The 8666-nt window shown below is 24.0% G+C and carries 5 protein-coding genes; 4 read left to right on the forward strand and 1 reads right to left on the reverse strand.

Features of this window, described 5'->3' with window-relative positions:
* The 3 genes from ACWYO2_RS03430 to ACWYO2_RS03440 all read left to right on the forward strand — a co-directional run.
* Positions 1-699: M16 family metallopeptidase (locus tag ACWYO2_RS03430; RefSeq protein WP_455515100.1), on the forward strand; the 699-nt coding region annotated here is incomplete at its 5' end.
* The gene (gene rodA / locus ACWYO2_RS03435; RefSeq protein WP_455515101.1) at positions 689-1795 is read left to right on the forward strand and encodes a rod shape-determining protein RodA; all 1107 of its coding nucleotides are present in this window, start codon (positions 689-691) and stop codon (positions 1793-1795) included. The genes ACWYO2_RS03430 and rodA, both read left to right, overlap by 11 nt.
* Before the next feature lie 2 nt (positions 1796-1797).
* On the forward strand, positions 1798-2631 hold the full coding sequence (locus ACWYO2_RS03440) for an RluA family pseudouridine synthase (protein ID WP_455515102.1): 834 nt from the start codon (positions 1798-1800) through the stop codon (positions 2629-2631).
* Between the two features lie 106 nt (positions 2632-2737).
* Here ACWYO2_RS03440 and ACWYO2_RS03445 read toward each other — a convergent pair whose 3' ends face one another.
* Positions 2738-3484 carry a hypothetical protein gene (locus ACWYO2_RS03445; protein WP_455515103.1) on the reverse strand — a complete coding sequence of 249 codons (747 nt, stop codon included), beginning with the start codon at positions 3482-3484 and terminating at the stop codon, positions 2738-2740.
* Between the two features lie 92 nt (positions 3485-3576).
* Between ACWYO2_RS03445 and ACWYO2_RS03450 the strand changes: the two genes are divergently transcribed.
* Positions 3577-8666: two-partner secretion domain-containing protein (locus ACWYO2_RS03450; RefSeq protein ID WP_455515104.1), on the forward strand; the 5090-nt coding region annotated here is incomplete at its 3' end.

Genomic DNA, 8666 nt, shown 5'->3' on the forward strand with positions numbered 1-8666 from the left:
AGAAGATATACTAGAGATAATTTGATAATTTCAATATCAGGAAATTTTGATGAAGAATTGTTAATATCTATGATTAAAGAATATTTTGTTAATATGAAAGAAACTAAAGTTGATGATAAATATCCTATAAATGATATATTGAATAAGCAAGTTTCTATAAAAAAAGAATTAAATCAATTAAATATATATATGGTGACAAAAATACATAATAATAAGACTGATATATATAATGATTATGTAACAACTATTGTAGAGTATATATTAGGAGATGGATTTAGTTCAAGATTATTCCAAGAAATTAGAGAAAAAAGAATGCTGGCTTATTCAGTTTATTCATTTGGTATAAATTTTAAAGAATTAAATGGGTTAGGTATTTATATAGGAACATCTAAAAATAAATATAATGAAGCTATAGAAGTTACAAATGAAGTTATAGAAAAAATGAAAAATGAGGGAATTACAGAAAGAGAACTTGAAAAAACTAAAAATTATATTTTATCTTCAAGAGCTTCATCTAAAGATAATTATAAGTTAGCGTTTAGATATTCTTCAATGTATAGGAAGTATTATAAAATATATCTTGATAAAGATATAGAAGATATTTTATCTAAAATTAGTGTAAAGGAAGTAAATGATAAAATAAATGAAATATTAAATAATTTTAGTATGTGTATAATTGGTGATATAGATGGTGAGTGATAAAAGAAATTCACATAAATTTAGTTATAAAATAGCTAGAATTAATAAATTACTATTATTTGTTGTTTATTTATTAGTTACTATTAGTACATTATTTGTTTATAGTGCTACAAGAAATATTAGTTATGTAAAAAATAATATATTATGGATAATTATAGGTACAGTAATAATGATACTTATTATGTTATTTGATTATAGAGTAACTAAAAAATATATAAATTATATATATATATTATCTTTATTAACATTGGGATATACTAAATTTTTTGGAGTTACAAAGCTTGGTGCAAAAAGATGGATAGATTTTGGATTTATACAAATACAACCTTCTGAATTTATTAAAATTTTTCTTATTATGATATATTCCTTTTGGATAGTAAAAAGATTTAAAAATGGTATAAATAGTCTTAAAGATATAATATTATCTTTTGCTCCAGGTATACCGATATTAGCATTACTTTTATTACAACCAGATCTTGGAACTACACTTATACTTTGCTTTTCATTTTTGTGTATATTGATATTATATAATGCTTATATGAAACCAATAGTTATGATATTCATAACATTATTAATTTTATCAGCTCCTATATATACCTTTGTTCTTCATGATTATCAAAAAGTAAGAATAGAAACTTTTTTAAATCCTGAAAAAGATTTGAAAAATAAAGGTTGGCATGTTGCACAGTCTAAGATTTCTATAGGGTCTGGAAGACTTACAGGTAAAGGTTATCTTGATGGTAGTCAGAGTAGATTAAAGTTTTTACCTGAATCACAAACAGATTTCATATTTTCAGTAATAGGTGAGGAAATAGGATTTATTGGTTCAACTGGTGTTCTTTTACTTTATTTTTTACTAATATGGTCTTTAATAAATACATCAAAAATAATAGTAGATAGTTATGGAAGAATAATATTATATGGACTTTCTGGAATATTTTTAGCTCATGTAATAATAAATGTAGGAATGACAGTAGGTTTAGTGCCAGTTACAGGTAAACCATTATTGTTGATGAGTTATGGAGGTTCATCATTTTTATCAGCATTTATGATGATAGGATTGGCTCAAAGTATAAAAATGCATAATGAGGATTAGATATGAAATATATAGTAGATATTAATAGTGAAAATATGAGATTAGATAAGTTTATTAGGAAATATTCTGAAGAAACAAGTTTAAGTATTTTATTTTCTTTAATTAGAAAAGGTCAAATAAAAGTTAATTCTAAAAAGTCTAAGGAAAATTATAGACTGCAAAAAGGAGATGAAATATATCTTCCGGAAAGTGCTAAAATTAATTTTGAAAGTAAAAAGAATGTCAAAATATATAATAATTCATTAAAAGAAATGATAGTATTTGAAGATGAAAATATATTTGTTGTAAATAAACCGGTAGGAATAGCAATGCATAAAGGTGATGGTCATGAATATGGACTTTCCGAAATGGCTAAGGAATATTTTAAATCTCAAGATGTTAATTTTTCAAATAGATTAGATATAAAAACTGAAGGTTTGGTTATAGGAGCTAAAAATCTTAAATTTTTAAGACTTATAAATGAAGAAATAAGGGAAAAAAGAGTAGAAAAAAAATATATAGCTAAAGTAAAAAAAGGAAATCTTAAATTAAATGATGAATTTATGTCTAATAAAAAACTTTTAGTTACAAATAATAAAGTTATTGTATCAAATAAAGGTTTAGATTCTTTAACTTATTTTAAGGTGTATAAGATAGAAAATAATATGGCTTTTATAGATATTGACCTTAAAACTGGTAGAAAACATCAAATTAGGGTTCATTTATCAGATTTAGGTTATAGTATTGTTGGAGATGATAAATATGGTGATTATTCTTCTAAAGATAGACTTTATCTTAAATGTTATAAGATAAAATTTTTGAAATATGATATAGAAATAGATAAATATTTTTTATAAACTTTTTTATATAGTATGTCAATTAAAAACGAAAATGTTTCAAAAAAAGTAAATTAAGAGTCCCTAAAATTTAAAAGTAAAATTTGATAATTTAGGGACTTTTAAATTAAACATAATCAATATATGTTTCAAGTTTCTTGCTCTTTTCAAGATACTTAATAAATGATTCTCTTTTCCAAGGATGAGATATAGGAGGAATATATTTTTTATTAACTTTAACTTCAACCACATCATCAAAGTTATTAGAAACCTTTGAAATTCTTTCAACCTCTTCTAAAGAATAAATATTATCATCAACACTAGCAAACAACTTATTATCAAAAGATTTAATAACTAAAACATTATTAGAAGGTCTAGGGTAAACCTTTAAACCATTATTATCAAGAAAAGCATAATATTTATTATTAAATCTAATACAATTACCTTTATCGACCTTTCTAGTATTAATAACAGATAATATTAAATTTAATTCTTCAATATCATCTTGCATTTGAAACACATTTAATGTATTATTAATATTAATTGAGAACTTGTTATTGAAGGCTTCAATGAACTGTGGTAGGAACATATTAGCACTTTCAATATCATTGATATTATTAATTCTCAATTCATTTACAAGGAATGATTGAAGGGTTCCAAATATTCTTTCAACACGCCCTTTTGCTTGAGTGGAAGAAGTAGTTCTAAGATCAATACCTAATATATGACAAGCATAAGCATATTGAGTAAATGTATCATTTTCTAAACTTTTATTAGATTTAAGTTTATACTCAAATACAGTTCTTTTATCAGTAAGTAAAGCATAAGGAATACCATAATTAATTATCATATTTAAATAACACACAATAGACATTAATTAAACATGATCTATTGACTATCGCCTTAATCTATGATATAAGAAGATAACTAAGATTAAAATAAATATATATAAAGGAGAATAAATTTATGAAATATATAAATAAAATGACAATTTTACTATCATTAATATTAGGTTTTAATTCATTATCAGAAATAACACCAGATGGAAATACAAATGTATATGTAGAAAGGTCAAATAATGAAGTAGAAGTAATAAACATATCAACACCATCACAAAAAGGAATATCAGATTCAACATTTAATAAATTCAATGTAGATAAAAATGGAGCCATCTTAAATAATTCGACAACAATAGGAAGAACAAGAATAGCAGGAATAATAAATAGAAACAATAATTTGATTACACCTGCAAGAGTAGCATTACTACGTGTAACAAGTACAGATAAATCAGAATTAAAAGGGATATTAGAAGCACTAACTAAAAATAATCTTGATGTAATATTATCAAATAAGAACGGGATAACTTTAGATGGTGCTAATTTTTTTAATATACACAATATGACATTAACAACAGGAGAAGTAAGAGTAAAAGAAGATGGTAATCTTAGTTCTATTAATATAAATAACAATAAAGAAATATTAACATTAACAGAATTAAATACAAATAATGTAAATACATTGAATATATTAAGTGGTGTATCAAGAATAGAAAAAGACCTAATAGGAAATAATATTAACTTAGTAACAGGAAGTAATATAGTAAATATAGATGGAAATGAAGTAGAAATAGTAAAAACACAAAGTGGAGAACTAGGTATACCTATTAGTGCAGAAATACTTGGAAGTATACATGGAGATAGTGTAAGGATAATAGCAACAAAATCAGGAATAGGTGTAAAAAGTATAGTAGCAGATAGTGTAGATATAGAATCAAAATCACAAATAAAAACAGAGGCAATAATATCAAATACTACAAAAATATCACAAGAAGAAGATTTTAATAATGCGGGAAATATAATAGCAAATAATAACCTAAGCATAGAAGCAAGGAATATATTAAATGATAATAACAAGGTATTAGTAAGTGATAATATATCATTAAAAGCAAAAGAAGATATATTAAATAGAAATGGATCAATAATATATGCAACAAATAAATTAAATATAGAGTCAAATAACTTAGATAATTTAGGAAATGTAAAAAGTTATGGAACATATATAAAGAAATGGATAAGTGCAAATGGAGATGTATTTGATGAAAGTAATATAAATAATTGGAAGTTAAATATATCAGATAAGTATAAAGATTTTAGATGGTTTAGAGGAAATGAAACAACTATAGCTAAAGAAAAAGCCTTAAGTCAATTCTATGGAGTAAAAGAACTATTAAAGGTAGAAGAAAAACAAGAAGAAAATAACAATAATAATGATAAATATAAAAAACCAGTTCCCCCTAAAGTAGAAGTAACAGGAACAACAAATGGAATATTTTCAAGTCTTGATAAATATTCATACCTATTTAATAAGTATATAGATGAGTATAAGGAAAAACATAAAGATAAAATGAGTCTAAATGAAGACTATAGTGGTTCATATACTTTAACAGAAGATAGAGAAGGTAATAAGACACTAAAAGCAGTAATAGAACAAAGTAATCAAGAAACAAATTATTCAGTAATAAGTGGAAAAGAAATAGAAATAAATAGTAAAGGTGTAGTAAATAATAAAGATGGAAAGATATTAGGAGCTAATACTACACATATTAACTCAAAAGAATTTAATAATACAAGTAGTATAAGTAATGAAAGTGTTCTATTACAAGATGGAAAAGAAACTTTAACTTATTCTGGAGATAGAACATGTTGGGGATTAGGGCTTGCTTTTTGTAATATAGAACACAGTGCCTCATATCAAAGAACATTAAATGATGGAAGAGAAGAATCTATTAAAGCCTTACCTAGTATATTAAGTGGAAAAGATATACAAATAAAATCAGATATAGTTAATTTTAAAGATGAAGATAAAAGAACAGTAAGAGAAGAAAATATATTAACATCAACAAAAACAATAATAGAAAAAGATAATAAAACTGTTAATATACCTATAGAAGAAAGAGCAGAGTTTACAAAGTTATCAAACTTTTACAAATCAGCAAATTTTAAAATAGATGTAAGAAGATATATACCTAAAAATACAGAAGATAGATTAAAAGTATTAGAAGAAGAAATAGAAAGAAGAAAACAAGTACCTAGTAATATTAAAATAGATGCAAGTAAGTTAAGTATAAGAGATCAAAAACTATTATTTAATAATATATTACTTAGTTCAAATAACATAGATATACAAGGAGCAGATGTAAAAGCTTTAAATAATTTAGATATTAAAGCTAATAAAATTAATATAGAAGGTATAAAGCATAAAGAAGAAATAAATATAGATGCAAGAGATAATGGTGGATTAATATTTTCTAATATATCAAAAGAAAAGATAATAAAAGAAGATGTATTAAGTTCAAACCTAAATGCTAAAAATATCAATATAGAAAGTAAAGATACAACAATAAAAGGCTCAAATATAGAAGCAGATAATATAGATATTAATTCAGATAAACTAAATATATTATCAGATAAGACTAGAGATGAAAGACATAGTTATGATGAAAATAGAGTTTTAATATTTGGGAATAGAGAAAAAGTAGATGAAAGTAAAGAAACTAATCATTCAACTAATATAATAGGAAATATTAATATTAAAGGTAAGGAAGTATTAGTAAAAGGATCTAATCTATTATCTAATGAAGATATATCAATAAAAGCTAATAAGGTAGATATACTTGATGAAAAAGTAAAACTAACTACTAATGATTCAAAGATAGTATCAGATGTACATATAGAGAGTAATGATGTATTGAAAGATGGTAAGGCAAAACTAAATGCAGGATATAGATTTAATAAAACAGATAAAGAAGTAGAACAAGATATATCAGTAAAATCAAATCTAATAGGGAAAAATATTAAAATAGAATCAAGTGATATACTAAATACTAATGCAGATATATCAAGTGAAAGTCTAAAACTAAAATCAAAAGAAATAAACCTACTAGATAGTAAAGATAAGATATCAGAAAAGAGTAATGAATTTAATTTAGAAATAGGAGTAAATGCAAGATTAGGATCATCAATAATAGATTTAGGTAAAAGTATATATGAAAGTGTAAGTTCTAAAGATAGGAATATAACCCAAAGATTTAGAGATTTAAGAAATATATTATCATCAGTACATGATATAAATAGAAAGATATCAAAAGATCCAACACAGTTAATAGATGCAACAATAGGTGCAAGTATAGGTGTAGATAATACAAATATTAAGAAAGAACAAGAACTATCAAGAAAAGGATTAATACAATCAAATAATATAGAGCTAATAGCAGATAGTGTAAGTATAACAAATCAAGAGATAAATGCAGATAGTTTAAAGATAGAAAGTGATGTATTAAAACTAAATAAAGGAGAAAGTAAAGAAACACAAACGATAACAACAGCAGGAGCAAAAATAGGTGTAGAGTATAATGTAGTTACTCAACAAACAAAAGTTGATGCAAATGCAAAAGTACAGAATGATTACTATGAAAAAAATAGATATAGTGATAATATATTAAATGTTGGAAATCTTGATATACAAAGTAAGAAGATAGAAGAAGATAAAAGAGAAGATAGTGAACATACATTAAGTTATGGTGGAAGTATAGGAACAAGTGGAATAGGACTAAATTATGAAAAAGATGGAAATGGATTTAGTATAGGAACAACACTAGAAGGAAAGTTAACTAATACATCATTAAAGCTAGGAAATGAAGATTATGATTTAAATGGAGATTTAATACATAAGGAAAATAGGGATAATTTAGTAAATGATGTTAAAAATGTAATAAATACACCTAGCGCATATGTTAGGGCAATTGATACATTAAATGTAGAAAATGCTGATTTCTTTAAAGAAGCACAAAAAGAAATATTTGAAAATAATTTAAATACAGAAACAGGTTTAGAAGTCCAAAGATATAAAGAATTAATAGATAAAGCGACAAGTGATGAAGAAAAGGTTGAAATAGTTAAAAGTTATTATAGACAAATAGGATTACTTGGAGGTAAAGAATTTAAAAATATAGTATTTGTAGAAAATAGAGTAAATGAAAAAGGAGAAATAGTTTATGCAAGTACAGATAAAGATAATAACTTATATATTAACAAGAATAATGTAGATATATTAGATTTAAAAAATATGAAACCACTTATATCATATGAGACAAAGAGATGGAAATATGATGACAAGGAAGTAGATACAAATACATTGCATTATAATCAAGATGAAAGAGAAGATGTAAAATTAGATTATACTAAGATAGATGTAGATTCTATAGAATTAACTAATGATGAAATGAGGGAACTAAGAAATTATACTTATGTACCTGTATATAACGATGCTGATAGGAAAAAACTTTATGATAGTTTAACGAAAGAGCAACAAAATAAACTTAAGAGATTAACTCAAAAACAAGTTAAAAATGTTTTGAATAATATTTTATATAGAGATAAAATAGAAGGAAAAAGAATAAATGATATAGATAGAACTAAAAACTTAGAAATATTTGTTAAAGATCCTTCGCAAGTTTACACAGGTATAGATACTAAAGGATATACTGTTAATGAATTGAATGGTATAGCTAATTTAGCTTATGAACGATACGGTGAAAAAATAAAAGATAAAAATGAAGAAGAAAAGAAAAAGAAAATAGCTGCAGAGCAAAAAAAAACTAGAAAAAAATTTAGAGAAAAAGGATTAGAAATTAAAATGTTTATTAATGATCCTGAAAGTAATCTACAGGGTTATATATTAGAAACTAAATCAAAAGAGATAATAGTATCGTTTAGAGGAACAGAAGGTATATTTAATTTTAAAGATGTTGATAATGACTTACAATTGTCTTCAGAAAATAATAAACAGTATAGAAAAGCTTATGAAATAATAACAGATTATATAAAAAATAAGAAACTTGAAAATAAGCTAATATTATTTACTGGGCATTCTTTAGGTGGAGGTATTGCAAATTATTTAATGACAAGAATACCAAATACACAGTCAATAGTGTTTGATCCAGCCCCTGTTGTTCTCGATGAAACTATAAAAAGCGAAAGGAATATAAGAAAAATTTC

The sequence above is a fragment of the Pseudostreptobacillus sp. genome, assembly GCF_977040545.1.